Origin of the sequence: Acinetobacter psychrotolerans, assembly GCF_048552595.1 — a bacterium.
Classification (GTDB): domain Bacteria; phylum Pseudomonadota; class Gammaproteobacteria; order Pseudomonadales; family Moraxellaceae; genus Acinetobacter.
Genome location: NZ_JBIMDK010000001.1, coordinates 14,131 through 40,991, shown reverse-complemented (window position 1 = coordinate 40,991; position 26,861 = coordinate 14,131). Strand labels below are relative to the sequence as shown.

The following is a 26,861-nucleotide window of genomic DNA, read 5'->3' as shown; positions in this document are numbered from 1 at the left end:
TTAAAACAAAGGCTTTAACTATTGGCTTTTACTTCCGTAATCAATTGATCTACGACACTTGGATCTGCCAATGTTGATGTATCACCGAGACTATCCAATTCGTTTGCGGCAATTTTCCGCAAAATACGACGCATGATTTTACCCGAACGTGTTTTAGGTAATGCAGGTGCCCAATAAATTGCATCAGGTGTGGCAACGGGTCCAAGCACTTTACGCACCCAACCAACGAGTTCCTTTCGTAACTCATTTGTTTCAGCTTCACCCGCCTGTAAGGTGACATAAGCAGCAACGCCCTGACCTTTAATATCATGTGGCATACCCACCACAGCGGCTTCAGCCACTTTTTCATGGGCAACCAAAGCACTTTCAATCTCTGCTGTACCTAGACGGTGACCCGATACATTCAGGACATCATCCACACGACCTGTGATCCAGTAATAACCATCTTTATCACGACGCGCACCATCACCAGTAAAATACGTTCCCGGATAAGTAGAAAAATACGCTTCAATAAATCGCTCAGGGTCACCCCAAATAGTACGCATCTGACCCGGCCAAGAATCCTTAATAATCAGATTCCCTTCGCCCTCGCCTTCAACTACGTTACCATCAGCATCGACCAATGCAGGCTGTATACCAAACAATGGACGAGTTGCCGAACCCGGTTTCAGTGGCGTTGCACCGGGTAATGGAGAAATAAGAATACCGCCTGTTTCCGTCTGCCACCAAGTGTCTACAATTGGACAACGGCTTTCACCCACCACCGTATAGTACCAATTCCATGCTTCAGGATTAATAGGCTCACCCACAGAACCCAGTAAACGCAAGCTGCTGCGATCACTTTCACGGACAAAAGCATCACCCTCACGCATCATTGCGCGAATCGCTGTCGGTGCTGTATAGAGAATCGTAATATTGTGTTTATCGACAATATGTCCTGTACGTGCCCACGTTGGATACTGTGGAATCCCCTCAGACATGACCGTGGTTGTACCGTTAGAAAGTGGACCATACAACACATAAGAATGCCCTGTAATCCAACCGACATCTGCGGTACACCAAAACACATCATTTTGTTTTATATCGAATACTTCACGGAAGGTTGAATTGACATAGGTCAGATAACCGCCAGTGGTATGCAAGACACCTTTTGGTTTTCCAGTTGAGCCTGAAGTATAGAGAATGAATAAAGGATCTTCGGCATTCATCGGTTCAGGTGGGCAAATATCGGTTACCGTCATGATTTCCATGTGGTACCACAAATCACGCCCTTCTTTCATCTCAATTGGATGTCCCGTGCGATGTACCACAATCATATTCTGCACAGAAGATGTGCCATCCAGTTTCAGTGCAGCATCGACATTTTCTTTCAGTGGAATCGTTTTACCACCACGCATGCCTTGATCCGCTGTGATCACCAATTTGGCTTGGCTATCATCAATACGGCTTGCCAATGAGTCAGGTGAAAACCCACCAAAAACCACGCAATGCACAGCACCAATACGAGTACACGCCAACATTGCAATCGCTGCCTCTGGAATCATTGGCATATACAGCACAACACGGTCGCCTTTAGTAATACCTTGTTTTTTCAGGACATTGGCAAAACGACAGACTTCATCATGTAACTCTTCGAAAGAAATGATTTTATGACGTGATGGATGATCACCTTCCCAAATAATTGCAGGTTTAAGCGGATGCTCTTTTAAATGACGATCTAAACAATTTGCGCTGACATTCAATTCGCCATCTGCAAACCATTCAATTTTAAAGTCATTATTGTCAAAACTAGTATTTTTCACTTGCGTAAATGGTTTTATCCAATCCAGTTTATTCGCAGCCTCTGCCCAAAATGCATCTGGATTATCTATAGACTGCTGATATCGTTCAAAATACTGTTGTTCATTTGTTCTTGCTGTTTTTACAAAATGTTCTGGCGCTGGATATATTTCATTCATATTTATACTTCCTTGGTTTTTTCACCCCATCACGGGATGTATGCCTACGTTCTTGATTTTATTACTTGCATGCTGTCAGTATTACGATAGCGCATTTTGTATAACAATTGTGCTTTGGTCGTAGATGCGGCGTTCACTCTAACGACATGAATTTGCTAAGTCATTTGCAAAAATATTCTGATTTTCAATATCTATGCACTTCTTTTGATCTTATAATTTATCTAGGTAAAGACATATGACTTTTTTCAGAAAAAAACATTTACTTATCGAGCATCTTTAATTTGGACAAAACTGTCATGCAAGCTCAAGAATCCGCACCGTTTTTTTCAAAGAAACAAATTTCTGCAACAGATCATCCATTATCCAGCCAAGGACGCTTCACACGCTTAAGTTATATTGCATGGTTGGGCTTATTACAGCTTTTTTTCTCAATTGCAGCACTACTTTTAAGTTTTACATTGGGCGTTGTTAATTTCAGTGCACTACATTTAAGTCAACCTGCACTCAGTTCACTTTCATGGATAGGTGAACTTTCATATTTCATCTTATGCGCTTTATATATTTATAGCTTGGTCATCGTCATTATTCGCAGACTCCATGATCGCAACAAATCTGGTTGGTTGATCCTATTATTCCTCATTCCAATTGTTCAATTTTTTATGATGTTGTATTTACTCTTCGCTCGAGGTTGCAACCGTGCTAATCGTTTCGGACACCCACGCCCTACGACTTTTATTGAAAAATTAATCGCTTGGTCAATGATTATTGTCTTCGTTATTGGCTTATTTACATCTGTAAGTGTTGTGTCGTATTTAGTAGGCTCGGGAAATATTGACAACCCAAGTGTGATACTTCAACAAGGTACTGAATATTTTTAATATTTAATCTTTATGAAAATTTGTTCACTTTTACTCCATAAACTGTGCGGTTATTTATTTGTTCTGCGATAAACTGTAATCAAAGCTGAACATCTCTGAAAATTCAGGCAAAATATCGCGATCATTTTATTGGACATCGTTGTGACTGAAGAAGTAAATACATTAAGTGAAGTCGCACAAGACACCTCGCAATTGATCCACGCTGCAGGTGAAAAAACTGCACAAACGGTCATTCAACATACTGCAAAATATAATGATGCTTATAGCACCATCGATAAAATTATGGATGGTTTTTGGGAGCGTGTACCATATTTATGCATTGCATTAGTGGTACTTATTGTTTTCTGGATATTGTCAAAAATTTTCAAACTTTTTGTTCGTAAAACTTTAGAAAATCGCACCTATACACGTCAAAACCTAGTATTGGTACTGAATCGAGTGGGTAGTACCGCAATTATCTTCTTCGGTTTTCTCATTGCAATGGTCATTGCGATTCCCGGATTTACCCCTGCGCAATTGATGAGTGCTTTGGGGATTGGTTCGGTTGCAATCGGTTTTGCGTTTAAAGATATTTTCCAAAATATGTTGTCTGGTATTCTAATTCTTTTGGGCGAACCTTTCCAAATTGGTGATGATATTATTGTCAATAATATGGAAGGAACAGTTGAAGATATTCAAATTCGCGCAACGTTCTTACGCTCACCAGATGGTCGCCGTATCGTCATTCCAAATGCAACGGTTTATACCAGTCCAGTGACTGTAAATACGGCGTATCACCGTCGTCGTTGTGAATTTATTGTCGGTATTGGCTATGAAGATGATGTGCAAAAAGCCAAAGATATTATTCTACAATTGCTTGACCGAGATATTAAAATTCTCAGTCAACCCGGCTTCAGTGTCAATGTTGCCACTCTTGCGGACTTCTCGATTAATTTGAAAGTCCAATGGTGGGTCAATACCACAGAAACTTCAACTTCCGCTTCTGTCAGTGAAGTGCAAGAACTGGTGATTGAAGCCTTTGCCAAAAACAATGTTTCTATTCCTTACCCTGTTCAGGAAGTGAAAGTTTACCGTGGTGATCCATCGGTAGATGATGCCAACTCAGGTCGCGCCAAATAAGCGCCCCAATACATAGGGAATTGCGCTTTCAGTTCGCAAAATACGGTTGCCTAAGCTCACTGCTTGGCAGCCGTTTTTTATGAGCAAATCAATTTCATAGGGAATAAAACCACCTTCTGGGCCAATAATGACGCTACATGGATGATCGATGGCAAAAGGCATTTTCTGTTCTGCATAAGGATGAGCCACGTATGCAGGATTTTTTTCAGCAATCAATGTCGGTAATATATCTTCTGTAAAAGGTTTAAAGCGTTTATATAATTCAATTTTAGGTGCAAAGGTATCACCTGCTTGCTCCAAACCTAAAGTCACATAATGATCAAGCTGTTGTAAAAAAGGTGTTTGCCAATAACTTTTATCCACACGATAACTGTGAATAAGGATCAGCTTATCTACCCCCAATGTGACAGCATCCATAATTAAACGGCGTAAAACCTTTGGTCGGGGTAATGCAACAATCAAAGTCACAGGCAATTTTTTTGGAATTGATTCTTCTTTTAAAGGCCTAAGTTGAATTGAGTTTTCTGAAATATCAATAATTTCAGTTAAATAGCGTTTTCCCTCACGAATACCAACTCTTAGTGTGTCTCCAATTTTGACATCAACATGGGTTTGTAAATGCTCAATTTGCCTTTTCGAACTGATTGTCCATATGTCCGATTGAGTTTGACGAGGGTCTAAAAGAACAATATTCATAAATACTGATCAATCACAGCAATATGCTTCTGCAAAGAGCCCTTATTCCGATCCAAAACCTCAATTGCATGTTGACTCAATGTATGTGCAAACATTTGATCTTCTAAACAACGTACCAATAACTGAACCACATCATCGACAGACTGCCCTACTGCAACAGCATCGGCTTGTACAAATTCATCCACAATGGCTTGGAAATTAAAATAATTTGGACCAATCACCGTTGCTACATTCAAAGCCATTGGCTCTAGAATATTATGTCCACCACCTGGCTCATTCAATGAACCACCGACAAAACAAGCCTGACTCAGCGCATACCACAGCCACATTTCACCCATACTATCTGCCAAATACACTTGCGTATCCGCTTGAATAGCTTGCTTTAAACTACGACGCTGTGTATTTAAATTGAGTGCTTGTGCCATATTAAACACACCATCAAAACGCTCAGGATGACGTGGTACAACAATACATAACCATTCAGGATGTTCATTCAAATACGGTTTTAAAGCAGCAAGTAACTTCTCTTCTTCTGGAGAATGAGTACTGGCAATGGTGATAATTTTACGTGAATTTAAATTCCAATCTCGTTTTAACTGCTGCGCTTTTTCGACAAAAGATTCAGGTGCAGCAATATCAAATTTAATGCTACCAACCACATTGGTTTTATTCTGTGGAATCCCTAAATCAGTAAAACGCTGCTGTGTTGCGACATCTTGCGCCAATAAACAATCCAAACCCTGCAACATTGGACGGGTTAAACTTGGGACTTTACCATAACCTTTGGCAGACTTTTCCGAAAGTCGTGCATTGACCAAAATACATGGCACATTAAATTGCTTTGCTTGATCAATCAAATTTGGCCAAAGTTCTGTTTCAACCAGAATAAGTAATTTCGGTTGATATTTCTGATAAAAATCAGCAATTAAATAGGTTTGATCGGCAGGTAAATACACCGCTTGAAATAAAGCTTCATACGCTGCTTTTAAAAAGAGCGACTTAGAACGTGCCTGACCTGTTTTAGTGGTATTGGTGACTAAAACAGCATGACCTTGTTGAAGATAATACTCAATTAAAGGCTGTGCAGCATTGGTTTCGCCTACAGAGACACAGTGAAACCAAAGTGTTTGTTTATTTTTGGCGGTTTGAAATGGGCCAAAACGTTCAAGATATTCCTGTTGATACTCTTGCAAATTTTGCGCACGTTTTTTGATTCGCCATTTATACAATGGCTTAACGATTGCGAGTGCTGTGTTATACCAAAAAGGAGTAGCCAAACAAATGCCCCAAAATAGATTTAATCGGCAAATATAACAGAGCTGTATGCAGTTGTTAATCAATAATATTGAAGGATTTGTTGCGTGGATAAAGCACTTATTTATTTTATAAAAATCACAAGTTAAGCCAAACAGTCACTTGTATTTAAAACGATACTTATACCAATCGTTAGAATTAAATTAATATAAATGATTTGTTTTTATTCTTTAATTGGCTGTAAAAATGATTGGAGCTATCGCGATAGGCGACATGGATGTCGCCGTTGGGCAAGGGTGATAGGATATCCCCCTTTGCCTAACAAAGGATTTTTGTTACTTTTAATCCTTAAAAGTTAGGATTAAAAGGCTGCATCTATACATTCATAAACACAGCCTCTCAACTTTAAGCGGGTAATTCACCCTCAATTTTTTCTTCTAAAGTAGGATAATCAATATAACCTTGCGCAGTTTGCGCACCGATCATATTTTCAAATACCAACTCATTCAAAGGTGCATCTTGAACTAAACGCTCAAATAAATCAGGATTGGCAATGTAAGCCTTACCAAAAGACACTGCATCAGCTTGACCTGAAGCCAATAAATCAATGGCATCTTCACGACTCAGTTTCATATTGGCAATATATGGTACACCACCTGAACGCTGTTTCATGTATGCACTCATACTGTCATCGGCTAAATATTCACGAGTAAAGAAGAAGGCTATTTTACGCTGCCCCAACTGTTCCAATGCATAACCAAATGTTTCACGTGGATCAGCATCACCCATGTCATGTTCATCGCCACGTGGCGCAAGATGCACACCTACACGACCTGCACCCCACACTTCAATTAAAGCATCCATCACTTCAATTAAAAAACGTGTACGATTTTCTACTGAACCACCGTACTCATCTTCACGCTGATTGGTCGAACTTTGTAAAAATTGATCGATTAAATAACCATTGGCTGCATGCAGTTCCACACCATCAAAACCTGCTGCTTTGGCTTTGATAGCTGCCTGCTTAAATTGCTCAACAATGGCTTTAATTTCAGCAATATCTAAAGAACGTGGTACGACATAATCACGTTTAGGACGCAATAAACTCACTTGACCCGCTTGTTGTACATTACTTGCAGAGACAGGTGTTTCACCATCAAGTAGATCTGGATGTGATACACGACCCACATGCCAAAGCTGTGCTACGATCAAACCACCTTTGTCATGAACAGCTTGTGTAACCTGTTTCCAGCCTTCAACTTGCGCTTCTGTGAACAATCCTGGGGTATTTAAATAACCATTGGCTTGTTCGGAAATGACTGTTGCTTCAGAAATAATTAAGCCTGCGCTTGCACGCTGCGCATAGTGTTCAGCCATGATTGCCGTTGGTACACGGTCAGCTGTCGCACGGCTACGGGTAAGCGGTGCCATGATCACTCGGTTTTTTAGTTGTAAATCGCCAAGTGTTAAAGGAGAGTTAAGTTCAGCCATATTTGCCTCATCACTCAAACGATAAATTCCAAATAAAATTTCGCATCGTTTTTTAGCCTCTTGTTCATTTTTTCCTAGTCGGAAGAAATACGGAAGGAACGATGTAAATTTTGAATTGTGGATTTACAGTGAGTTTTGTAAATATTCAATATATTGCTGAATGAGGATTTCATTGCGTGAAAAATATGACCATTGACCATATTTTTCTGCTTGAATTAAGCCTGATTGCTGTAATACCGATAAATGATTAGACATCGTAGACTGAGAGACATTACCGAGCTTCTCGATATTCCCTGCACAAATACCACGACTAAAGCCTCCACACTGCTCTTCAGACAAATATTGCTGTGGTTTTTTCAACCATTCCAATATTTGACGTCGAGTCGGATTTGCCAAAGCTTTAGAAATTAAATCAACATCCATACCTACAACTCGTATCAGATATATTCAATACAGAGCAAAGCCCTATTCAGCACCTTTACAATCAATATATCGTATTTTATCGATTTTAATATCGATTTTTTTAGATATATTGTAAAGATATCGTTAAGACTTTGCTTTTATTGAAAATTAAATTAAAGACCTTGCTTTAAACTAGCTTCAATAAATTTATCCAGATCACCATCCAGTACTGCACCTGTATTTGAACTTTCCACACTGGTGCGTAAGTCTTTAATACGTGAATCATCCAGTACATACGAACGGATTTGACTGCCCCAGCCAATATCAGACTTGGTATCTTCTAAAGCCTGTGCAGCATCTGAACGCTTTTTCATTTCCAGTTCATACAATTTTGCACGGAGCTGTTTCCATGCATGATCACGGTTGGCATGTTGTGAACGTTGGTTCTGACAAGCCACCACAATACCTGTTGGGGCATGGGTTAAACGCACCGCTGAATCGGTTTTGTTAATGTGCTGACCACCTGCACCAGAGGCACGGTACGTATCAGTACGAACATCGGCAGGGTTAATATCAATTTCAATATTGTCATCAATTTCAGGTGATACAAATACTGCCGAGAACGAAGTATGGCGACGGTTACCCGAGTCAAATGGTGACTTACGTACTAAACGATGTACGCCAGATTCAGTACGCAACCAACCATAAGCATATTCACCTTCTACACGGATGGTTGCAGATTTAATTCCTGCAACATCGCCGTTAGATTCTTCCATCAATTCAGCTTTAAAGCCATGACGTTCAATCCAACGCAAGTACATACGCAACAACATAGAAGCCCAATCTTGTGCTTCTGTACCACCAGAACCTGCTTGAATTTCCACATAGCATGGATTTGGATCCATTGGATTGCTGAACATACGACGGAATTCAAGTTTTGCCAATTCTTCTTCTGCAGATGTTAATTCAGCCTGAACATCGACCAACAAACTTTCATCATCTGCTTCAACAGCAAGATCAAGCATAGCCTGCGCATCATCAAGCTGTGTAGACAAGCCTTCCAAAACGTTGATTACGTTTTCAAGTTCACCTTTTTCTTTCGCCATCGCTTGTGCACGGCTTTGATCATTCCAGATCGTCGGGTCTTCTAACTCGCGGAGAACCTCTTCTAAACGCTCTTTCTTTAGATCGTAGTCAAAGATACCCCCGTAGTGTTAGACCACGGTCATTTAAGTCTTTTAGCTGAATTAGATAAGGATTAATTTCCACGAGTTTAAATCTCACATTTAACGTTTTTTAATTCGCAGGCATTCTACCACAGAGTGAAAAAAGTTGAGATATCGCTTTTTTGTCAAACAATACGATTGACTCGTGTGTACCTTTTATGAACAATACACACGCTTTGGAAACACTATTACATTTTTTTTACAACAAAAACTTCTTAAGGAAAATGATATGAAACGCTCACTTCTTGCTTTAGCTTTAACAGCAATCGCTACTTCTAGCTTCGCATATGATGCTCAAATTGATGGTGGCTTCACGTATTTTGATTTTGATAGCAATGCAATTGACACTGCTGGACAATTAGATGCTAAAGCTACTTTCTATTTTACACCTGTTCAAACTAAAAATGGCCCTCTTAACGAAGCAGCCTTTTTAGGTCATAACAGTAATGCTTATGGAAAATATACTTATAATTATCTAGATAGCGAACCTTTCTATGATTTTGATGGAAAAAATACAGCTGAAGTAGATGTTCATCAAATTGCTGGTGGTCTTGAATACTTCTATGAACAATTTTATGTCAATGGTGAAATTGGTTTTGGTCAAAGCAAAACTGAAGTAACTGTTGGTGGTAATAAATTTAAGTCGGACGACGACGTTACAACCTATCGCGCATTGGTTGGTTTTATGCCAATCACTAACTTACTCTTAGCAATAGGTGTAGACGGTTATCAAGGTGATGGCGACGATGATGCAAATAATTTTGCGCTTAAAGCGAAATATGTCACTCCAATTGGTCAAGCTGGACAATATTTAAACCTTGAAGCAGATGGTTCTTTGGGTGATGTAGATAATATGACCATTGGTGCAGATTATTACTTGAACAAAACATTCAGCTTAGGTGCAGCTTATAATATCCAAGATGATGGTGATGACAATATTGACTCGTTCTTAATTCGCACTAAATACTTCTTAAATGATGCCTTTGCTGTAGGCGGTGCAATTGGTTTTGGTGATGATATCCAAACTTACAATGTGAATGCAACATTCCGTTTCTAAGTTTTAGACACTTAAAACTAAAAGGCATTTCAAAATTGAAATGCCTTTTTTATTACCAAATATGTCTAATATTCATCCAAAGCCGACTATTCTCCACACTATCCACACAATTTTAATAAAACAAAACATAAATTTTATTTATCTATTTTCAGCAACTTAAGCAATAAATATTACACAAACTCACCGAGATTACACTCCCGTTACCATAGCGTGGTTGACGATAATTATATTTCCCTTAGACTTGAAATTGTAACGAAACATGTATAAATCAATCAATTCTTCATAAGGGCGAAATTCCATGAAAAAATTAGCAATCGCATCTGCAATCTTTTCCGTAGCCGCTTTAACTGGCACTGCACATGCTTATCAAGCCGAAGTTGGTGGTTCATATACATACAATGATCCAGATAATTTTGATGCAACCCATAGTTTTGGTGTAGACGGTACTTACTACTTCAAACCTGTTCAAACCCGTAATGCACCGCTTAACGAAGCTGCGTTCTTAGACCGCGCAAGTAATGTGAAAGCCAATGTCGAATATGCCAATAACGATGGTATTAAAGATACACAATATGGCGCAGGACTTGAATATTACGTACCTAACTCTGACTTCTATGTAAGTGGTCGTTTAGGTCGTGATGAACTTAAGATTGATAACACTAATATCAATGATAAATTAACAACTTATGGTGCCGAAGTCGGTTATTTACCTACAGCAGGTTTATTACTTGCACTTGGTGTGACGGGTTATGACGTTAAAAATGGTGATGATGGTGCAGACCCAACAATACGTGCAAAATATGTCACTAAAGTCGGTCAATACGATGCGAATTTTGAAGCATTTGGTGCTTTTGGCGACTTAGATGAGTATAAAGTACGTGGTGACTTATACTTAGACAAAACATTAAGTGTTGGGGCAGACTACTATAATAATGATCTAAGTGAACGTGATGAATTCGGTATTTCTGCAAAGAAATTCATTAATCAAAATGTAAGCTTTGAAGGTCGTGTCGGTTTTGGCGATGACTACAACACGTACGGTGTTCGTGCAGCGTACCGCTTCTAAGCAAATCGCTTATCGGCATACCGATCAAAAAACCGCTCAATTGAGCGGTTTTTTATTTTCCAATACAGCATTCAAAATTAATGTTCTAAATACAGCATACGTAATTGTAAACTCACATTGCCATTAAATTGATTTTTATCCAATTCATACACAATTCGAACATTTTTCTGCATTGGATCAAAATTAAATTTATTCAATGCATTAAAAGCAATTGCATCTACAGATTGACCATTTGCCAAAGCTAGTTTTAATTTTAGATGAACATCTTTGAGCCAACGATAATCCAATATCTTAAATTGACCTTCAAAAACAGGCGAAGGAAACTTTTGTCCCCACGGCCCTAAAGACTCAATCAAATCTACCGTTTGAATTTGAAAGGCCTGAGCAGGCAATTCTCCATCTGTCCAAAGCGTCGCTTGAAATAATTCATTATCAGATTGAGCAATAAGCTGAGTAAAAATCTGTTTAAATGATTCGAAATGTTGTTTTTGAATGGTTAAACCTGCCGCCGCCGCATGCCCACCAAAATGACTAACTAAATGTGGATATTGTTCAGCCACTTTTTCAATACTGTCACGAATATGAATCCCATCGATCGAACGTGCTGAACCTTTGATGTGAATGCCATCTTCATCGGCAGCAAAAACAATACTGGGACGGTGAAACTGTTCTTTTAAACGCCCCGCGACTATTCCAATAACACCTTGATGCCAATTTTCATCAAACATCACCAATGCCGCAGGTAAATTTTCTTGATCTAATTGTAATTTTTCCAGTTCAGTTAAAGCTTCTTGCTTCATCTGTGACTCGACTTGACGACGTTCTAAATTTAAATCATTCAGTTGCTGTGCAAAAGCATAAGCCGCTTGCATTTCACTGGCGAGTAAACATTCAATACCAATGTCCATGGTATCCATACGCCCTGCTGCGTTAATTCTGGGTCCAAGGACAAAACCTAAATCAGAAGCTTTTAACTCTGCAGGATCACGCCCTGCAATATCCAACAATGCACTAATACCCATACGACATTGATTTTGTTGAATACGTTTAACACCAGCATCGACTAAAATTCGGTTGTTATAATCCAAACTCGCGACATCGGCATAGGTTCCCAAAGCAACCAGATCTAAATATTGGCTGATTTTTGCTGTAGATTTTGCTAATTTTGCACGATGACTCGTTAAATTTGCCAATAAATAAAATGCAACGCCCACACCTGCCAAAGCTTTACTTGGAAATTCACAACCGAGCTGATTTGGATTGACCACCGCTTCGGCTTTTGGCGTTTCTTTAGTGGTTAAATGATGATCGGTAATAATCACCTGCATGCCATGCGTTTGAGCTTGAGCTACGCCTGCATGACTGGAAATACCATTATCGACTGTAATGAGTAGATCAGGCTGATACGTTTCAAAAGCTAAGTCAGCAATTTTAGCGGTTAAACCATAACCATATTTAAAGCGATCTGGAACAAGATAATTTACATTCGCCCCCATTTCACGCAAAGCAAGAATCATCAATGCAGTACTGGTCGCACCGTCCGCATCATAATCTCCAACAATGACAATTTTTTTCTGTTCATCAATGGCTTGATCGATGATTTGAATGGCCTGTTCTAAGCCCTTCATATTCGGTGCAAGTAAATATTTAAGTTTTAAATCGAGTTCTTGTTCAGACTGAACGCCACGACGTGCCAAAATTTCAGCAATGAAAAGCGATACGCCCTGAAATGTATCGGGACGCGTCACTAATGGTCTTTGTTTAATTTGAATTTTTTGCATTATTTTTTGATTACTTATGGCATTAAACGTTGTAATTTCCACGCACCATCAATTTTTTCATAAGCCAGACGGTCATGTAGACGATTCGGACGACCTTGCCAAAATTCATAATAAGTTGGTTCTAAACGATAGCCTCCCCAAAATTCAGGTTTAACCAATTCTGCTTGTTCACCAACACGAGCATGTAAAGCTTGAAAGTTTTGCTGTAAAAGTTCGCGACTTTCAATCACGCCACTTTGTGGAGTGCTGATATGTGCTGCAATTTGGCTATCTCTGGGACGTTTATGATAATAATCTGTCGATTCTTCTACAGATATTTTTCGTACAATACCGCTCACACGAATTTGTCGTTCCAGTTCATCCCAATAAAATAACAATTCAGCATATGGATTTTCAGCTAAATCCAAACCCTTTTGACTGTCATAATTGGTATAAAAATCATAGCCTGCTTCTGTCGCACCACGTAATAAAACAGTTCGTACATGCGGACGACCTTGTGCGTTTGCGGTCGCTAAAGACATAGCATAAGGTTCATGGAGTTTTGCTTCTAATGCGGAATTAAACCAACCGAGAAATTGCTCATGTGGAGCAGCATCCACATATTCCTCATGAAGTTCACCTTTTTGATAAGTGAGGCGAAGCTCGCTTAAATCTTTAATTACATCACTCATGAACCTAGACCTTTCATTCCCCTCTTTACTCAAGAGGGGTTAGGGGGAGATTAACTTACCCATTCACATTTTTAAAAACTGACTTATTAAAGCACCTAGTTTTAAAGTAGCGAGCTTTAAAATCATTAAGCTGCATTTTGACGAACAGCATCAGCCAAAGAATTTGCTAAATCAGTCACTTCTTTTAGATTATCACCTTCAACCATGACACGAATCACAGGCTCTGTACCCGATTTACGAATCAATAATCGTCCACGACCTTTGAGTTGCACTTCGGCTTTATCAAATTCAGCGACTAAAGCAGGTACTGCAAATGGATCAAACATTTGCTCAAGGCGGACATTGACCAATACATTCGGGAAAACTTTAAAATCAGTAACAAGCTCATCCAAAGATTTATCCTGTTCTACCATCACGGTTAAAACTTGTAGCGCGGCAATAATGGCATCACCTGTTGTACTCTTATCTAAAGTCAAAATATGACCTGATGGCTCGCCACCAATGACCCAATTTTTTTCTTCTAAATTTTGTAGTACATAACGGTCACCAACATTAGCACGAACAAATGGCACACCTGCTTTTTCAAGTGCCAATTCAAGCGCCATATTACTCATGACAGTACCCACAATCCCTGCTGGCTTATGATTAGCTTGCGTCGCAAGAATATACAAAATGTGATCGCCATCAATTAACTGACCATGGCGGTCGACCATGACCACACGGTCTGCATCACCATCAAAAGCAATACCCAAGTCTGCTTGATTGTCGATCACAGCTTGTTGCAAACTTTCAGGGTGCGTTGAACCACAATCTTTATTGATATTTAAACCATCCGGATCGTTATACATTGCAATAACTTTTGCACCCAACTCACGGAATACCGCAGGACCTACGCTATACGCTGCACCATTAGCACAATCCACCACAATTTTTAAATGGCGTAGATTATAATGGTATGGGAATGTCGATTTACAAAATTCGATATAACGCCCATTGGCATCTTTAACACGAACACTTTTGCCCAAATTTGCAGTGTCTTCAATCACAATGTCGTTTTCAAGTTCTTTATTGATCGCATCTTGAATTGAATCTGGCAATTTTTTGCCTTCATCTGAGAAAAATTTAATACCATTATCAAAATATGGATTATGCGACGCTGAAATCACAATGCCTAAATTGGCATGTAAAGCACGTGTTAAATGTGCAATAGCAGGTGTAGGTAATGGGCCAAGCAAATGTACATAAACGCCAGCGGCATTCAAACCTGCTTGCAAAGCTGCTTCTAAAATATAACCAGATAAACGAGTATCTTTACCCATGACCACAATTGGTTTTGATTTTGGGCTAATTTGCTTTAATACTTTCCCTGCAGCAAATCCTAATTTCAGTGCGAATTCAGGGGTAATCGGGAGTTGACCAAATTGTCCACGAATACCGTCTGTTCCAAAATAACTCATTCTTTACCCACTTATTATATGTTGTATAACAATCAATTTTTCAATAGCACTACTTTACACCAAAAAAAAAAAGCCGTCATAACTTGACGGCTTTTTCAATTAAATCACAACAAAAAATTAACCCACACGATAGTTCGGTGCTTCTTTAGTGATCGTTACATCATGCACATGAGATTCAGACATCCCTGCAGATGTAATTTTTACAAACTTCGCATTTTGGCGAAGGTCTTCAATCACGGCAGAACCTGTATACCCCATAGAAGAGCGTAAACCACCCATCATTTGATGCACAATATTGCCCATAGGCCCTTTGTAAGGTACGCGACCTTCAATGCCTTCTGGTACAAGTTTCTCTGCACCTGCTTTAGAGTCTTGGAAATAACGATCCGCAGAACCTGTTGCTCCTGCCATCGCACCCAATGAACCCATACCACGGTAAGCTTTGTAGTAACGACCTTGGAAAAATTCAACTTCACCAGGGGCTTCTTCTGTACCTGCCATAAGTGAACCAACCATGATCGTACTTGCACCTGCACCAATCGCTTTTGCGATATCGCCAGAGAAGCGGATACCACCATCTGCGATTAACGGAATTTGATCTTTTAGTGCATTGGCAACGCTGTCAATTGCAGACATCTGTGGCATACCAATACCCGCAACAATACGCGTAGTACAAATTGAACCAGGACCGATACCTACTTTAACTGCATCTGCGCCTGCATCAAGCAATGCCAATGCAGCATCACCCGTTGCAATATTTCCACCAATCACTTGTACTTGCGGATAGTTTGCTTTCACCCAACGTACACGTTCGATTACACCTGCAGAATGACCATGTGCAGTATCCACAACAATCGCATCTACACCAGCTTCAACCAACGCTTCTACACGGCTTGGGGTTTCTGCACCTGTACCAACAGCAGCACCAACACGTAAACGACCTAAATCGTCTTTGCAGCTATTTGGATAAAGTTCTGCTTTACGGAAATCTGTAACCGTAATCAGACCTTTTAACTCATTGTATTCACCAACAACCAGTACTTTTTCAATACGGTATTGTTGTAATAATGCTTGAATATGTTCTTTAGATTCGCCTTCACGAACTGTTACTAGACGATCCTGACCCGTCATGATATTGCTGACAGGTTGTTCTAAATTGGTGACAAAACGTGTATCACGACCTGTCACAATACCGACTACTTTGCCATCTTTAACAACAGGTACACCACTGATGTTATTGGCTTGAGTAATCGCGAATAACTCACGAACAGTTGTTTCTGGGGTGACAGTGATAGGATCTTTCACCATGCCCGCTTCGAATTTTTTCACACGGCGAACTTCTGCAGCCTGTGCAGAAATATCCATGTTTTTATGTAGAATACCAATACCACCGTTTTGCGCCATCGCAATAGCCATACGTGACTCAGTCACAGTATCCATTGCTGCTGAAACCATAGGAATATTCAGATTGATGCCGCGTGTAAGGCGTGTCTTTAGGGAGACATCTTTTGGGAGGACAGTAGAGTAGGCAGGGAGTAATAAGACATCATCGAAGGTCAGAGCTTCTTGAACGATAGTCAACATAACAGTCTCGCTGGTAATTTCCGTGAGCTATTATATACAAATTTCAGTTTAAGTTTCATTTTTTATTGTGATGATTTTTTATTCTCTATCACACTTAATGTTCAATATTTTTTATCTATAAAATAGGCTGTGAATATAAAACGTCTATGAATTCAGCGCTGCCATCACTCTTTTTTTATAATATTTGATTGTAAATTAATCAATTTCTCACCGTTTCGAGACATAAATACAAGCATACTTTGACTGAGGATTTTGAACAGTTAAAAGAATATCACCTGATAAATAACGATATTTTACAAACCAATATATGTCACGATCTGCCAACATGGTTTCAGAAATAGAATAAAGATCGGAGCATTTCGATCCAGCGTTGTAATCGCCATTATATTTCCACCACTGCTGCAGCAATGCTTGATCACTGGTTGCTGTTCTTTGTTGAATAAAAAAGTATAAAAAAAGCAAAACTATGAACAAAAAGATAAGACTGAGGATTTTCATCATCGAGCGCTAACACACCTGATCAAAGTCTTCATCATTACTTGGATATGCAGGTTCAATGTCGATGAGTGGAATCAAATTATATGCAGAACGAGCTTTATTGCATTGTGCATCGCCTGCCTGAACCTCTTTACAACTGGAACTCCGCTGCTCATACATTGTACAACTCACCTGCTGACCAATTTCACCCGAAAGCATGACACAGCGCGGTTGTTGTTGATTGGTGCCTTTCATACAAGAATAAACAGCGGTTAGTGGCTCTACCACTTCTTGCGGCATAACATCCCCTTCTGCCCAATAAAAGGACACTCGAAAGAAGGCACAACACGCTCCACAGCTTAAACACGCATCCTGCGCTGCAATTTGAGATAACATTTCTTAAGATTCTCGTTATCAAATTAAATTTTGTTCGAAAATCCTAAGAACATTGACTTAAAAACTCAATACATTTTTCAGTTTTTTTATTTAGGACAAGTAAAAATCGATTCGTCCATCAAATCGATACCACACTGTAAATTTTCAATCCAATCTAAGAATTGATTAATCATCTCTTTACCAACAAATGGCTTACCGTGTTGTGGCACTATCATTTCAATATCCATTTGGCGCACCATTTTCACCCACAGACGGATAATGCGATTGCTACACATATAACGCTGATGAAAACCGTGCATGCTTGGAATATGTGATAAAAAACTCTCAATCGGTGCAGTCGCATCATCAACAATTGAAGCACCCATATCACCCGAAAATAAAATTTTTGAAATTGGATCGTAAAATTGGAAGTTACCAACAGAATGTAAAAAATGAGCAGGCACAACAATAATTCGAGTTTCGCCCAATGGAATAGAACCGCCTTGGTCAGGTAATTCGATTAAACGCTCCAGCCAACCGCCTTTCATACGATCACTCATAAATGCTGAATTTAAATGTGGTAAAAAGCGTGCCCATAATTTTGAAGCAACCACTTTGGCATCTGTATAAACCAACCAACGCGGCATAGACGTAATAATGTCTGGATCTTGATGTGATGCCATGACATAGTCTAAATTTTGTAAACGAGTATATTTATTCAACTCCATGGTCAGTGGTACATAAGTCAAATCACCACCTGGATCCAACACTGCTGCACGGTCATTATTCAAAATTAAAAACTGATTGGCTTGTACACCTTCACCCTTAACTAAACTGGTAAAACTAATGCATTTATGAATGCCATTATCAAACAAAACATGTGACGTGGTGCGATCTAAAGCCATACCCAAAAACCCCAAAACATTTTTTAAAATAAATCTTTACTTATTCCATACAACATATAAGGTTTTCTTTATAGTTACAATAAAGACACACCCTAAGTTTGATTATTATTTGTGTGATTTTTCTCATAAAAGTAAAAAACCCTAAACTAAGTAGGGTTTTAAATAGAATTGAATGAAATATTTTTAGCTACGATCAGGCTTTAGAAAAAATAATGTTGAACCAATGCAGCAACACCGATAATCAAGAAAATAGCTGCACCAATTTTATGAATTAATGCAATAGGCAATTTATCTGCGAGTTTATTACCAATAAATACTGCAGGCGCATTCACAAGCATGATGCCGAGCGTTGTCGCCAAAGTCACCCAACCTACACTGTCAAAGCGAGCGGCTAAAGCAACTGTGGCAATTTGGGTTTTATCACCAATTTCAGCAAGGAAGAACAATACAAAAGTCGCACCAAACACGCCATATTTTTGCCATTTATTAATGCTTTCAGATTCATCATCCAATTCATCAGGAATCAGCAGCCAACCCGCCATTGCAATAAAGCCCAGCGACACGATCCATAATAATACGGTAGGACTAAGTACAGTGGTGATCCATTGTCCAAGTACGGCAGATACACCATGATTGAGAATGGTAGCGAGTAAAATTGCGAATAAAATAGGAATCGGTTTGCGGAATTTTGCAGCTAGAAGCAAGGCAAGCAGTTGGGTTTTATCACCCATTTCAGATAGCGCAACAACCACTAAAGAGATGAAGAATGCAGATAACATGTTGGGGTCTCTGGCTAGCAATATTTACCGATGACCTATCCCTCCTGCTAGCCAAAAAGAATAGTCGCCTATTCAACGCAGAGTGATAAATCAAAGGTCTTGCCAACAAAAGATAACTGAGGACGCAATAAAACATCATCTTCAGCTAAATTGGTTCTTTGCTATGATGACCACGCTCTGTTGAGCAATTATGTTGATCATCACCTATTCATTCTTTTTGCAAAAATGAATAGCGGCTACTCCCCAATGAAGTGAACTCTATTTTAAAGTGCTTAGGATGACATTTCAATGAAATTCATCCAAGAAAATATATTTCATCGTCTAAAAATCAAAAAACCTGCCGAAGCAGGTTTTTAAATTCATCATATTGATTAATGAAGCTTAAAGCAAAATATTACGAATATCAGCCAAAAGCTTGGTCAATTTATTGCTAAAACGTGCTGCATCTGCACCATTAATAACACGATGATCATATGATAATGATAATGGCAACATCAACTTAGGATCAAAACTAGAACCATTCCATACAGGTTGCATGGTCGCAGGTGAAATTCCTAAAATCGCTACTTGAGGCCAATTAACCAATGGTGTGAATGCAGTACCACCAATTGAACCCAGACTGGTAATGGTAAAGTTTGCACCTTGTAAGTCTTTCGGAGAAAGTTTCTTATCACGTGCTTTTTTGCTCAACTCACCCAATTCAATAGCAATTTGCTTTATCGATTTTTGATCAGGATTGCGCAATACCGGAACAGTCAAACCATCTGGAGTTGCAACAGCAATACCCATGTGGATTTCATTGCGTAATAACACACCTTTTTGATCATCCGCCAAATGCCCTGCGAAATAAGGTTCTTCTTTCAGTAAGAAAGCTACAGCTTTGGCAATGAAAGCAAGGATGGTTAAACTAATACCATCTTGTTTAAATTTACCTTTTAGCTCACCACGCCAAGCTTCAAGCTCAGTAATATCAGCTAAATCAAACTGCGTTACTTGTGGAATAAAGTTATTCAATGACAATTGTGGAACAGAAACCTGTTGCAAACGTGTCATTGCAGCGACTTCACCACCGCCAAATGCACTGAAATCTGGTAATGCAGGCAAACCTGAAGCTACAGCTGTTGTACTTGCTACAGGAGCAACTTGTGGTGCAGTCAGACGAGTTTTCACATAGGCAAACACATCATCTTTGATCACACGTTCATGCGGCCCAGATGATTTTACCTGAGACAGCACAACACCCAATTCACGTGCAAGTTTACGTACCGCAGGACCTGCATACACTTTAGCATTTTCAGCTTGTTGTGCTTTAGATAACTTTTCAGTACCTGCTTGAGCAACTGCTACTTCAGCTTTGGAAGCTGATACTGTCGTTTTAGCAGCTGGTGTTGATGCAGCTTGTAGTACTTGAGCAGCTGGTTTGTCTTGCGGTACTGGTGCAGTCTGACCTTGTGCTTCAATTGTCACTAAAGCCGTGCCCTGGCTCACGGACTGATTCAATTCCACATGAATCGCCGTCACCGTACCTGCAACCGTACTTGGTACTTCTACAGAGGCTTTATCCGACTCAGCAACACATAGGCTCTGGTCTTTTTCAACTGTATCGCCCACATTAACTAAAATTTCAGAAATCGTGGCTTTATCTACACCAAGATCAGGAACAGCAATTTCAACTTTACCCGATTGGGTTGGTGCTGATGACTCTTGTGCAGTAATTTGAGTCGGCGTTGCTGCCGTTTGTGGGGTCGCTTTAGAAGGTTCTGCCACTGAACTCGTTGGAGCTCCTACAGTTTTCACTGTAATCAGTACCACGCCCTCTTTGACACTGTCACCTTCTTTGACAATAATACTTTCGACAATTCCTGCGACTGTACTTGGAACTTCAACTGTGGCTTTGTCAGATTCGACCACAACAATACTGTCTTCAACGGCAATTTCATCACCGACTTTGACTAGAATCTCACCGACCAGTGCTTTTTCCACGCCAATATCAGGCACTTTCACTTCTACTGTTTGCGTTGAAGTAGCTACAGGAGCACTCGCCACTGCCGCAACTTGTTCTGCTTTAACGTCTACAGCAGGTTCAGCTTTCACAGCTGCCTGAACCATTGGTGCGTCGTTTGTCGCAGTTGCATCAGCAGATTCAACTTCAATCAGTACAGCACCTTCTGAAACCTCATCACCTTCAGATACAGCAATACTTTTGACTACCCCTGCCAAAGTGCTTGGCACTTCAACAGAGGCTTTATCCGACTCAAGCAAAACGATGCTGTCATCGACAGAAATCGTATCGCCAACTTTGACTAAAATTTCAGCGACAGTGGCTTTATCTACACCAATATCAGGAGTTTTAATTTGCATTATTATTTCTCCTCACTTGATTCTGTATAAGCTGCAACTTCTGAAACAGATGGGTGCGCTTGAGGTAACCAAGCGACTGGGCGATCTACATCCAATTCAAATGAAGAGATTGCATCTTTCACTAAACGTGCATCTACCTCGCCTTCGTCTGCTAACTTTTTCAATGTCGCAACCACAATGTGAGCAGCATCTACACCAAAATAGCTACGCAAATTACCACGAGTATCTGAACGACCATATCCATCTGTTCCTAAAGCCACGAATGGACGGTTGTCTGGAAGATAAGCACGGATTTGTTCGCTATACGCACGCATATGATCTGTCGCAGAAACCACGATACCATCTGTGTCACGCAACAACTGAGAAACCCAAGACTCTTTACCATCTTCAAGTGGATGTAAACGGTTGTATTCTTCTACAGCCATACCGTCACGTGCCAACTCGTTGTAGCTCGTAACACTCCATACATTAGAATGGATTTGATACTCATCACGTAGGATTTTTGCAGCTTTAATCACTTCACGTAAAATCACACCCGAACCAAGCAACTGAACAGTCGCTTTAGTATCTTGTTCAAGCTGATACATACCACGCTTAATACCGTCTTCTACGCCTTCAGGCATTTCAGGGTGTTCGTAATTTTCGTTCATTACAGTTAAGTAATAGAACACACGTTCCTGATTCACATACATGCGTTTTAAACCATCATGCACGATCACAGCTAATTCATAACCGAAACATGGGTCATAAGATACACAGTTAGGAATAGTATTGGCTAAAATATGTGAATGACCATCTTGATGCTGTAAACCTTCACCGTTCAAAGTGGTACGGCCTGCTGTTGCGCCAAGTAAGAAACCTTGCGCCTGTGAGTCGCCTGCTGCCCATGCAATATCACCAATACGTTGGAAACCGAACATAGAGTAATACATATACATTGGAATCATTGGCAGGTTATTGGTTGAATAACTTGTACCCAGTGCAGACCATGCGCTCATCGCACCTGCTTCGTTAATGCCTTCCTGAAGCATATGACCGTCTTTTGCTTCACGATAGTTCATGAGCTGTTCTTGGTCTTCAGGGGTATAATTCTGACCATGCGCTGCATAGATACCCAATTGACGGAACATACCTTCTAAACCAAAAGTACGTGCTTCATCAGGAACAATCGGTACAACACGGTCTTTAATCGCTTTCTCTTTTAACAAAGCAGCAATTAAACGTACCATCACCATCGTAGTAGATTGTTCTTTACCAGCACTCCCTTTGAGTACACCATCAAAAACTGAAAGTTCTGGAATATCTAATATTTCGCTGTCTTTGCGACGCGCAGGTAAATAACCACCCAATGCTTCACGACGAGCCTTCATATACTTCAATTCAGGTGAATTTTCACTTGGACGATATAACGGTACTTCTTGTAATTGCTCATCTGTAAACGGCAAGTTAAAGCGATCACGTACATATCTCAGCGAGTCAATCTGCATTTTTTTAATTTGATGCGTTTTGTTGACTGCTTCAATTTCTTCAGACAAGCCATAACCTTTTACGGTATGCGCTAAAATAACCGTTGGCTGACCATTACTCTTTGTCGCTGCGGCATAAGCTGCATAAACTTTAGAAGGGTCGTGTCCACCACGATTTAAATTCTCAATATCTTCATCGCTTAAGTCTTTAACCAACTCAGCAGCTTCTGGGTACTTACCAAAGAATTTTTCACGGGTATAAGCACCGCCTTTCACTTGATAACGTTGATAATCGCCATCTACAGCTTCAGCCATACGTGCTTTGAGCGCACCTGAAGTATCTTTATCGAGTAATGAATCCCAATGACGACCCCATACCACTTTAATGACACGCCAGCCTGCACCGCGGAAAACTGACTCAAGTTCTTGAATAATTTTACCATTACCACGAACAGGGCCATCTAGACGCTGTAAGTTACAGTTCACAACCCAAATTAAGTTATCGAGTTTTTCACGTCCTGCCAGTGAAATAGCGCCAAGACTTTCTGGCTCATCCATTTCACCATCACCCAAATATGCCCAAACCTTGCGATCTTCTTCTTTAATCAATCTACGATTCATCAAATATTTTTGAATATGCGCTTGATAGATCGACATAATTGGGCCAAGACCCATCGATACAGTGGGGAACTGCCAATAATCTGGCATCAAATAAGGATGCGGATAGCTTGAAAGACCCTGACCACCGACTTCACGACGGAAATTATTCAACTGATCTTCAGTTAAACGACCTTCAAGATATGAACGTGCATAAATACCAGGTGCACAGTGACCTTGATAATAGATCATATCACCGCCAAAACTATCGCTATTGGCGCGGAAGAAATGGTTAAAACCAACATCATATAAAGTTGCAGAAGATGCAAAGCTTGCCAAGTGACCACCCAAGTCATCACCTGTTTTATTGGCACGCAGCACCATTGCTAAAGCATTCCAACGAATTAAAGCACGGATACGGCGTTCCATATCCTGATCACCCGGCATTGCAGGAGATTCTTCCACAGAGATTGTATTTAAATACGGTGTATTGATACGTTGAATAGGAACATGCTTCGCAATCGCTTGTTGATATAATTTTTCTAATAAAAAAGCAGCACGATCCGTTCCCATATGTTGCAACACGGAATCAAAGGCATCTTGCCATTCTTGGGTTTCTTGAGCGTCTGTATCACCAAAATACGCCATAACACACCTATTCCTTGATCTAAATTCTATATCTTATATGTACCATGTTTTAGGCTTGTTAAGTTATCGTTACAAATGAATGAGGATTGTGTGCATTATTTAGTAACTAAATAGTGACTCACCAAATTTTACACAGAACAACAAAAAACCGCCAATTTAGGCGGTTATTTATACAATACTAATTTCATTTGATGATACTTTGAATATTGTATCTAATTCTTTAAAAACGAGCTGCCAATCTAGTGATATAAAGCAACATTTTATGCCCTAAATACTTTAAGCCATTCAGTCTTAAAATATTTAATCTCTAAATTTAAGGCAACATCGCTAAATAAGAAGATGGGTTCTTACGCTGACCATCTTTCACTACTTCATAATGTAAATGTGGACCCGTACAACGCCCCGTACAACCGACATTGGCAATATGATCGCCCGCTTGCACTTGGTCACCGACACGAGCAACTAAACGTGAAGCATGCGCATAACGCGTGATATAACCATTACCATGATTAATTTCAACATATTGACCATAACCCGTACCCCAACCCGACTTGGTTACAATACCTGGACCAGTCGCATAAATTGGTGTACCACTTGGCGCAGACATATCTAAACCTGAGTGATGTTCAGCACGACCACCCATATTACGACCACCAAAATCTGAACTGACACGCTTAAGATCTGGCAATGGATGAGTGACTAACCATGAATAAGGAGAGTTTCCAGTATAGCGAGAGCTTGAATTCGAATTGGTAGAAGTTGAGCTTGAACCGTATTTTTTGGCAATGCTTTCATTATTCAATTCAATTGGCTTGTCTTGACTACGTAAAGTGACACTCACTTTAGCGCTAGCAGGAAGATCAAGATCATCTGGATGGGTATAAGAGCCTTGAGATAATGTTTTAGATAGTTGTTCTAAACGATCAGGAGCTGATGAATTTTGAGTCTTGACTTGAACCAAATCAGCGAATGCAAATGAAGCAGCTGAAGCGGCCAATGAAAAAGCCAATAAAATACGTCGCGTATGCATAAAAAACCTCTTAAACTGTTCTTAGTTAATTCCCTTGCGTGATCTCATCCTTGATATCAACTGAAATGAGCGCTTAAGATAGGACATCACCATGTAGGAACAATGTATGTCTGAACCAAAAAACGTCTTTCAACCAACAAGACAACACATAAAAACAGGAAACTTATCGTTTCTTACAAAGCAAGTTGCTGAATGGCAAAAACTTACTAAATTAATTCAACCGCTATTACCCCAACCCGAGGTATGGCAAGTTGTCTGTTATCAATACGGTATTTTGACCATCACCGGTGAAAATCAAGCCATGATTAGTCAACTCGGTTATCTTCAAAAACAGTATATTTCTCAATTATCACAAATCAGCGAATTACGTGATTTGCAGAAATTACAAGTTCGTTTACGGAATCAACAACAAGAAACCGAAACACACAAGCAATCCAATAAAACAACAAAAAGCATCGAAGCTGCAACAGCAGATATGTTACAAAATGCCGCCAGCTTTGTGAGCGACCCTAAGCTTAGCCAAGCTCTACTACGTTTGGCAAGCAATAAAAAGTAACCAATATAGTAATATTTATGATTTAGCAGTGATTAAAATGTGATCGATATCACAGTCAACCTTGTTATACTATAACAGAACCCCTAAAAGACAATAACTTATGTCACACTTACAAAATGTATTGGGCATAATTTTTCGTCATCAAATGTTACAATTTCATAGCTCGTTGGATCACTTTTCACATTGCGTAAAAGCTGATTATTCAGTGCATGTCCAGATTTATAACCATCAAACTTGGCAATAATTTGGTGTCCAAGCAAATATAAATCACCAACAGCATCTAAAATTTTGTGACGAACGAACTCATCAGCAAAACGTAAGCCTTCTTCATTGACCACACCAGTATCATCTAAACCAACCGCATTATCCAAACTTGCACCTAAAGCCAAATTATTCGCTTTTAAATAATCCAAGTCTTTCATAAATCCAAAAGTACGTGCACCACTGACTTCATAGACAAATGTTTCTGTAGAAAAGTCGATGGTTGCAGATTGATATTCTTTGGCAAATGCTGGATGGTCAAAATCAATCGTGAAATTAATTTGAAATCCATCGTGTGGAGAAAAACTGGCACGTTTATCTTCAATTAAAGCTTCTACAGGTTTTAAAATTCTAATAAATTTTTTCGGTGCATCTTGTTCAACCAACTCACCTTGCATGAGCAGATAAATAAACGGTCCTGCGCTGCCATCCATAATCGGGATTTCAGAGGCAGAAACTTCAACAATTAGGTTGTCTATACCTAAACCCGCAATCGCACTGGTCACATGTTCAATCGTACCCACTTTAGCCTCATTGTTGACCAAATTTGAACACATGAATGCTTCTTGAATCAGCATTGCATCTGCTTGAATATCAATAGGTGGGTTTAAATCGATTCGGCGAAATACAATACCCCCATCCGCCACATGGGGCAAAAAGTTAATCATGACTTTTTGTCCGCTATGTAGTCCGATGCCACTCGCTTTAACGACTCGATTCAGGGTACGTTGTTTCAACATGCTTATTCGGTCTTCAATTCTCAAAT

Annotated in this window: 22 protein-coding genes and 1 riboswitch; of the genes, 5 read left to right on the top strand and 17 right to left on the bottom strand. The window is 39.7% G+C overall.

Going from position 1 to position 26,861, the window contains the following annotated elements:
- Positions 1-14: 14 nt before the first annotated feature.
- Positions 15-1,958, bottom strand: a complete 1,944-nt coding sequence (acs, locus tag ACG94X_RS00180; protein ID WP_419381728.1) for an acetate--CoA ligase — start codon at positions 1,956-1,958, stop codon at positions 15-17.
- Between the two features lie 296 nt (positions 1,959-2,254).
- Here acs and ACG94X_RS00175 point away from each other — a divergent pair, with 296 nt between their 5' ends.
- Positions 2,255-2,836: a DUF805 domain-containing protein gene (locus ACG94X_RS00175; RefSeq protein ID WP_419381727.1), complete on the top strand. Its 582-nt coding sequence runs from the start codon at positions 2,255-2,257 to the stop codon at positions 2,834-2,836.
- A gap of 141 nt (positions 2,837-2,977) precedes the next feature.
- Positions 2,978-3,955: a mechanosensitive ion channel family protein gene (locus ACG94X_RS00170; RefSeq protein ID WP_419381726.1), complete on the top strand. Its 978-nt coding sequence runs from the start codon at positions 2,978-2,980 to the stop codon at positions 3,953-3,955.
- On the opposite strand, the gene ACG94X_RS00165 is transcribed toward ACG94X_RS00170, so the two are convergent.
- The 5 genes from ACG94X_RS00165 to prfB all read right to left on the bottom strand — a co-directional run bounded on the left by ACG94X_RS00165 (position 3,938) and on the right by prfB (position 9,067).
- Complete coding sequence (locus tag ACG94X_RS00165; RefSeq protein ID WP_419381725.1) at positions 3,938-4,651, bottom strand: 16S rRNA (uracil(1498)-N(3))-methyltransferase; 714 nt, start codon at positions 4,649-4,651, stop codon at positions 3,938-3,940. The two genes, ACG94X_RS00170 and ACG94X_RS00165, sit on opposite strands and share 18 nt — an antisense overlap.
- A complete protein-coding gene (locus ACG94X_RS00160) occupies positions 4,648-5,928 on the bottom strand; it encodes a 3-deoxy-D-manno-octulosonic acid transferase (protein ID WP_419381724.1) in 1,281 nt (426 codons plus the stop codon). The genes ACG94X_RS00165 and ACG94X_RS00160 overlap by 4 nt, the downstream gene beginning before the upstream one ends.
- A 382-nt stretch (positions 5,929-6,310) precedes the next feature.
- Complete coding sequence (locus ACG94X_RS00155; RefSeq protein WP_419381723.1) at positions 6,311-7,396, bottom strand: alkene reductase; 1,086 nt, start codon at positions 7,394-7,396, stop codon at positions 6,311-6,313.
- A gap of 123 nt (positions 7,397-7,519) precedes the next feature.
- A complete protein-coding gene (locus ACG94X_RS00150; RefSeq protein ID WP_419381722.1) occupies positions 7,520-7,819 on the bottom strand; it encodes an ArsR/SmtB family transcription factor in 300 nt (99 codons plus the stop codon).
- 152 nt (positions 7,820-7,971) lie between these two features.
- Positions 7,972-9,067, bottom strand: a protein-coding gene (gene prfB, locus ACG94X_RS00145; protein ID WP_419381721.1) for a peptide chain release factor 2 whose coding sequence is annotated in 2 segments (ribosomal slippage) — positions 7,972-8,994 and positions 8,996-9,067 — 1,095 coding nt in all. Because the reading frame shifts where the segments join, the coding sequence is not laid out codon by codon here.
- 186 nt (positions 9,068-9,253) lie between these two features.
- Here prfB and ACG94X_RS00140 point away from each other — a divergent pair.
- Both ACG94X_RS00140 and ACG94X_RS00135 read left to right on the top strand, forming a co-directional pair.
- Complete coding sequence (locus ACG94X_RS00140; protein WP_419381720.1) at positions 9,254-10,081, top strand: putative porin; 828 nt, start codon at positions 9,254-9,256, stop codon at positions 10,079-10,081.
- 298 nt (positions 10,082-10,379) lie between these two features.
- Positions 10,380-11,147 carry a putative porin gene (locus ACG94X_RS00135; RefSeq protein ID WP_419381719.1) on the top strand — a complete coding sequence of 256 codons (768 nt, stop codon included), beginning with the start codon at positions 10,380-10,382 and terminating at the stop codon, positions 11,145-11,147.
- A 77-nt stretch (positions 11,148-11,224) separates the two neighbouring features.
- Here the strand turns inward: ACG94X_RS00135 and recJ are convergent, their stop codons facing one another.
- The 10 genes from recJ to ACG94X_RS00085 form a co-directional block, all read right to left on the bottom strand.
- The gene (recJ, locus tag ACG94X_RS00130; RefSeq protein WP_419381718.1) at positions 11,225-12,928 is read right to left on the bottom strand and encodes a single-stranded-DNA-specific exonuclease RecJ; all 1,704 of its coding nucleotides are present in this window, start codon (positions 12,926-12,928) and stop codon (positions 11,225-11,227) included.
- Between the two features lie 14 nt (positions 12,929-12,942).
- A complete protein-coding gene (pdxH, locus tag ACG94X_RS00125) occupies positions 12,943-13,599 on the bottom strand; it encodes a pyridoxamine 5'-phosphate oxidase (protein ID WP_419381717.1) in 657 nt (218 codons plus the stop codon).
- A gap of 125 nt (positions 13,600-13,724) precedes the next feature.
- Positions 13,725-15,056: a phosphoglucosamine mutase gene (gene glmM / locus ACG94X_RS00120; protein WP_419381716.1), complete on the bottom strand. Its 1,332-nt coding sequence runs from the start codon at positions 15,054-15,056 to the stop codon at positions 13,725-13,727.
- A gap of 117 nt (positions 15,057-15,173) precedes the next feature.
- Positions 15,174-16,640, bottom strand: coding sequence for an IMP dehydrogenase (guaB, locus tag ACG94X_RS00115; RefSeq protein WP_419381715.1), 1,467 nt, complete (start codon positions 16,638-16,640; stop codon positions 15,174-15,176).
- Between the two features lie 507 nt (positions 16,641-17,147).
- Complete coding sequence (locus ACG94X_RS00110; RefSeq protein ID WP_419381714.1) at positions 17,148-17,513, bottom strand: YkgJ family cysteine cluster protein; 366 nt, start codon at positions 17,511-17,513, stop codon at positions 17,148-17,150.
- An 86-nt stretch (positions 17,514-17,599) separates the two neighbouring features.
- Positions 17,600-18,397, bottom strand: a complete 798-nt coding sequence (locus tag ACG94X_RS00105; protein ID WP_419381713.1) for an oxygen-binding di-iron domain-containing protein — start codon at positions 18,395-18,397, stop codon at positions 17,600-17,602.
- Positions 18,398-18,597: 200 nt separating this feature from the next.
- Positions 18,598-19,176 (bottom strand): TMEM165/GDT1 family protein, encoded by a 579-nt coding sequence (locus tag ACG94X_RS00100; RefSeq protein ID WP_419381712.1) that lies wholly within the window; start codon positions 19,174-19,176, stop codon positions 18,598-18,600.
- A gap of 104 nt (positions 19,177-19,280) precedes the next feature.
- Positions 19,281-19,433: riboswitch (yybP-ykoY riboswitch) on the bottom strand.
- Between the two features lie 124 nt (positions 19,434-19,557).
- The gene (locus tag ACG94X_RS00095; protein ID WP_419381711.1) at positions 19,558-21,537 is read right to left on the bottom strand and encodes a 2-oxo acid dehydrogenase subunit E2; all 1,980 of its coding nucleotides are present in this window, start codon (positions 21,535-21,537) and stop codon (positions 19,558-19,560) included.
- A gap of 2 nt (positions 21,538-21,539) precedes the next feature.
- On the bottom strand, positions 21,540-24,248 hold the full coding sequence (gene aceE / locus ACG94X_RS00090; RefSeq protein WP_419381710.1) for a pyruvate dehydrogenase (acetyl-transferring), homodimeric type: 2,709 nt from the start codon (positions 24,246-24,248) through the stop codon (positions 21,540-21,542).
- A 313-nt stretch (positions 24,249-24,561) separates the two neighbouring features.
- Positions 24,562-25,278 carry a M23 family metallopeptidase gene (locus ACG94X_RS00085; RefSeq protein WP_419381709.1) on the bottom strand — a complete coding sequence of 239 codons (717 nt, stop codon included), beginning with the start codon at positions 25,276-25,278 and terminating at the stop codon, positions 24,562-24,564.
- Positions 25,279-25,384: 106 nt separating this feature from the next.
- Here ACG94X_RS00085 and ACG94X_RS00080 point away from each other — a divergent pair, with 106 nt between their 5' ends.
- A complete protein-coding gene (locus ACG94X_RS00080) occupies positions 25,385-25,834 on the top strand; it encodes a DUF721 domain-containing protein (protein WP_419381708.1) in 450 nt (149 codons plus the stop codon).
- Between the two features lie 98 nt (positions 25,835-25,932).
- Here ACG94X_RS00080 and lpxC read toward each other — a convergent pair whose 3' ends face one another.
- Positions 25,933-26,835 (bottom strand): UDP-3-O-acyl-N-acetylglucosamine deacetylase, encoded by a 903-nt coding sequence (gene lpxC, locus ACG94X_RS00075; protein ID WP_419381707.1) that lies wholly within the window; start codon positions 26,833-26,835, stop codon positions 25,933-25,935.
- Positions 26,836-26,861 lie beyond the last annotated feature (26 nt).

What these genes read in the sequence shown, in the direction of transcription:
- acs (WP_419381728.1), bottom strand. Translation starts at nt 1,958, where the DNA reads ATGAATGAAATATATCCAGCGCCAGAACATTTTGTAAAAACAGCAAGA.
- ACG94X_RS00175 (WP_419381727.1), top strand. Translation starts at nt 2,255, where the DNA reads ATGCAAGCTCAAGAATCCGCACCGTTTTTTTCAAAGAAACAAATTTCT.
- ACG94X_RS00165 (WP_419381725.1), bottom strand. Translation starts at nt 4,651, where the DNA reads ATGAATATTGTTCTTTTAGACCCTCGTCAAACTCAATCGGACATATGG.
- ACG94X_RS00155 (WP_419381723.1), bottom strand. Translation starts at nt 7,396, where the DNA reads ATGGCTGAACTTAACTCTCCTTTAACACTTGGCGATTTACAACTAAAA.
- ACG94X_RS00150 (WP_419381722.1), bottom strand. Translation starts at nt 7,819, where the DNA reads ATGGATGTTGATTTAATTTCTAAAGCTTTGGCAAATCCGACTCGACGT.
- ACG94X_RS00140 (WP_419381720.1), top strand. Translation starts at nt 9,254, where the DNA reads ATGAAACGCTCACTTCTTGCTTTAGCTTTAACAGCAATCGCTACTTCT.
- ACG94X_RS00135 (WP_419381719.1), top strand. Translation starts at nt 10,380, where the DNA reads ATGAAAAAATTAGCAATCGCATCTGCAATCTTTTCCGTAGCCGCTTTA.
- recJ (WP_419381718.1), bottom strand. Translation starts at nt 12,928, where the DNA reads ATGCAAAAAATTCAAATTAAACAAAGACCATTAGTGACGCGTCCCGAT.
- pdxH (WP_419381717.1), bottom strand. Translation starts at nt 13,599, where the DNA reads ATGAGTGATGTAATTAAAGATTTAAGCGAGCTTCGCCTCACTTATCAA.
- glmM (WP_419381716.1), bottom strand. Translation starts at nt 15,056, where the DNA reads ATGAGTTATTTTGGAACAGACGGTATTCGTGGACAATTTGGTCAACTC.
- guaB (WP_419381715.1), bottom strand. Translation starts at nt 16,640, where the DNA reads ATGTTGACTATCGTTCAAGAAGCTCTGACCTTCGATGATGTCTTATTA.
- ACG94X_RS00110 (WP_419381714.1), bottom strand. Translation starts at nt 17,513, where the DNA reads ATGTTATCTCAAATTGCAGCGCAGGATGCGTGTTTAAGCTGTGGAGCG.
- ACG94X_RS00105 (WP_419381713.1), bottom strand. Translation starts at nt 18,397, where the DNA reads ATGGCTTTAGATCGCACCACGTCACATGTTTTGTTTGATAATGGCATT.
- ACG94X_RS00100 (WP_419381712.1), bottom strand. Translation starts at nt 19,176, where the DNA reads ATGTTATCTGCATTCTTCATCTCTTTAGTGGTTGTTGCGCTATCTGAA.
- ACG94X_RS00095 (WP_419381711.1), bottom strand. Translation starts at nt 21,537, where the DNA reads ATGCAAATTAAAACTCCTGATATTGGTGTAGATAAAGCCACTGTCGCT.
- aceE (WP_419381710.1), bottom strand. Translation starts at nt 24,248, where the DNA reads ATGGCGTATTTTGGTGATACAGACGCTCAAGAAACCCAAGAATGGCAA.
- ACG94X_RS00085 (WP_419381709.1), bottom strand. Translation starts at nt 25,278, where the DNA reads ATGCATACGCGACGTATTTTATTGGCTTTTTCATTGGCCGCTTCAGCT.
- ACG94X_RS00080 (WP_419381708.1), top strand. Translation starts at nt 25,385, where the DNA reads ATGTCTGAACCAAAAAACGTCTTTCAACCAACAAGACAACACATAAAA.
- lpxC (WP_419381707.1), bottom strand. Translation starts at nt 26,835, where the DNA reads ATGTTGAAACAACGTACCCTGAATCGAGTCGTTAAAGCGAGTGGCATC.